The 2,760-nt window shown below is 65.3% G+C and carries 3 protein-coding genes; 2 read left to right on the plus strand and 1 reads right to left on the minus strand.

Features of this window, described 5'->3' with window-relative positions; genetic code table 11:
• Positions 1-483, minus strand: a 483-nt coding sequence (locus I5W_RS07760; protein WP_044528798.1) for a LysR family transcriptional regulator, incomplete at its 3' end; no start/stop codon positions are given.
• Between the two features lie 131 nt (positions 484-614).
• Between I5W_RS07760 and psrA the strand changes: the two genes are divergently transcribed.
• A complete protein-coding gene (gene psrA, locus I5W_RS07765) occupies positions 615-1,706 on the plus strand; it encodes an iron-containing alcohol dehydrogenase PsrA (protein WP_044528799.1) in 1,092 nt (363 codons plus the stop codon).
• A 35-nt stretch (positions 1,707-1,741) separates the two neighbouring features.
• Positions 1,742-2,569, plus strand: a complete 828-nt coding sequence (phnX, locus tag I5W_RS07770) for a phosphonoacetaldehyde hydrolase (protein WP_044528800.1) — start codon at positions 1,742-1,744, stop codon at positions 2,567-2,569.
• Positions 2,570-2,760: the final 191 nt, after the last annotated feature.

Consider the following 2,760-nt stretch of genomic DNA (forward strand, 5'->3'; position numbering starts at 1 on the left):
CGCATGGTCGGCATAGGGCAAGGCATGAAAGCGCGCATCGTCGGTAAAACTGGCCAGCACGGCCACATCGGTCACATAGTTTTCCAGGTCGGCCAGCGATTGTGCGGAGTTGCCCAGCTTGATGGACAGCTCGACTCGCGGGTAGCGGGCGCGATAGGCATCGACCATCTCGATCACGTGGAACGGCCCCACCGCACCGATACGCAGATGTCCCACATGCAGCGCCCCCGAATTGACCAGGAGGTTCAGGGCATCCAGCTCTAGTTCGGCAATGTTCTGGGCGATCGGCAAGAGGCGTTGCGCGGTCTCCGACAGGTCCACCCGCCGCCCCCGGCGAAAGAACAGTTCCACGTTGTGCTCGCGCTCCAACGATTGCACCTGGGTGGTCAGGGTCGGCTGGCTCACGCCCAGCGCCCGGGCCGCCGCCGAAAAGCCGCGGTGGCGCGCCACTGCCAGGAAAGCGCGTAATTGGGAGGGGGTCATCTATAGATCCTGTCAATAGCTTGGTCAAGTTTTAATGATTATATCGATAACAGGGGCGTCACAATGTCTCTTTAAGCTCTTGTCCTGTCAACGCCGACGCCTTTGCTTGGCTTGAAAAAGAAAACGACACCATGTGGCACTTCCATAACCCGGTCACCCTCCATGCCGGCGCCGGCAGCCTGGCGCAATTGCCGCGCCTGCTGGCAGGTCGCCGCGCGCTGCTGATCACCTTTCCCGATGCCGCCGCGCTGGGGCTGGAAGACAGCGTGGCCGAACTGCTGGGCGCGCAGTTGGCGGGCATCGACAATACCGTGCAGTCCAACCCGGACGTAGCTTGGCTGGCCGAGATGTACCAGCGTCTGTGGCAACAGCACGCCGATGTCCCCTGCTTGATTGCCCTGGGCGGCGGCAGCGTCATCGATTGCGCCAAGGCCATGCTGGCGCCCACGCCCTCGGGCCGCTTCGCTGAAGTGCTCGCCCACCTGCGGGAAGAGTCGACCTTCCAACCCGACCCGGCGCGCTTGAAGTCGCTCATCGCCATCCCCACCACCGCCGGCACCGGCAGCGAGGTCACGCCCTGGGCCACGCTATGGGATGCCAGCGGCGGCCGCAAGTATTCGCTGCACCGCCCCTGGACCTGGCCGCAGGCGGCCATCATCGATGCGCGCCTGATGTTGAGCCTGCCTGCCGCCACCACCCTGGCCAGCGGTCTGGATGCGCTATCGCACGCCCTGGAGGCGATCTGGAACGTGCATCGCAATCCGGTCTCCTCGACCCTGGCCGTGGCAGCCGCCCGCACCATCCTGGCCACGCTGCCGGCCCTGATGCGCCAGCCGCGTGACCTGGCCCTGCGCGCACAGATGGCACTGGCGGCGCTGCAAGCAGGACTGGCCTTTTCCAATACCAAGACGGCGCTGGCCCATTCTTTGTCCTATGACATTACGCTGCACCAAGGCGTGGCCCATGGCATCGCCTGTTCCTTCTCGCTGCCGCATATCCTGCGCCTGGCGTGGGGGCGCGATGCCCAGGTCGATACCCTGTTGCTGCAGATCTTCGATGCCTACAGCGCCGAACAGGCGATTGCCCGCCTGACCGGTTTCCTGGAAGCGCTGGGCGTGTCCACCGACCCCGCCTGCTATGGCCTGGCCGAGCGCTGGGAAGCCGCGTTGCAGGCCGCCCTGCAAGGTCCGCGCGGGCGCAACTTCATCGCCGCAGCCTGCTGAATCCCCCCTTTACCTTACGCCAAGGAGAACACTCCATGCACCAAGCACAAGCCACCGTCCGCCCATTGCAGGCCGTCATCTTCGACTGGGCCGGCACCCTGGTCGACTTCGGCTCACTGGCGCCGACCCAGATCTTCGTCGATGCCTTCAAGAGCTTCGACATCGACATCACCCTGGCCCAGGCACGCGGCCCCATGGGTCTGTCCAAGTGGCAGCACATCCGCGTGCTGCTGGACGATGCGACCATCGCCGCGCAGTGGCAAGCGCACAGCGGACGTGCGCCATCGGACGCCGATGTCGACGCCATCTATGCGCGCTTCATGCCAATGCAGATCGCCAAGGTGGGTCAGTATTCGCAGCCCATCGAGGGTGCCGCACAGGTGCTGGCCTGGCTGCGCGAAGAGGGCCTGAAGATCGGCTCCTGCTCCGGCTATCCGCGTCAGGTGCTGGAGGTGCTGCTGCCCATGGCGGCGGCCGACGGCATCGTGCCCGACCACGTGGTAGCCGGCGATGAATTGTCCGCAGGCGGCCGCCCCGGCCCCTACATGGCGCTGGCCAACATGCTGGCGCTGAAGATCGATGATGTGGCCGCCTGCATCAAGGTCGACGACACCGTGCCCGGCATCGAGGAAGGCATTCGCGCCGGCATGTGGAGCGTGGGCGTGTCGCTGTCCGGTAACGAAGTCGGCCTGACGCGGGAAGAGCTGGCCCAACTGCCCCATGAGGAAGTCACGCGCTTGAAGCAACAGGCCGAACTCCGCCTGCGGGCGGCCGGTGCCCACTACGTGATCGACTCGGTGGCCGAGCTGCCACAGGTCGTGGCGCAGGTGCGGGCGCGCCTGGCCAGCGGCGCGCGCCCCTGAGCGCCGGGATAATACGGCGGACGGCGGGAGCCGCCAATCGTTGACAAGCCCGGCGCCGGGCTCATAGAATTGCCCGGCAGATTTTTAGATAAGAGACCATCTGTAGGATGGTCTCACCACGTGCGCAGTTTGCAACGGCCTCTTACAGACTTCATCAGGAGAGCCCCGTGCAAGCTGCAGTCCCCCTGCGA

Origin of the sequence: Herbaspirillum sp. B65, from assembly GCF_000333555.1 — a bacterium.
Classification (GTDB): Bacteria; Pseudomonadota; Gammaproteobacteria; order Burkholderiales; family Burkholderiaceae_D; genus Herbaspirillum; species Herbaspirillum rubrisubalbicans.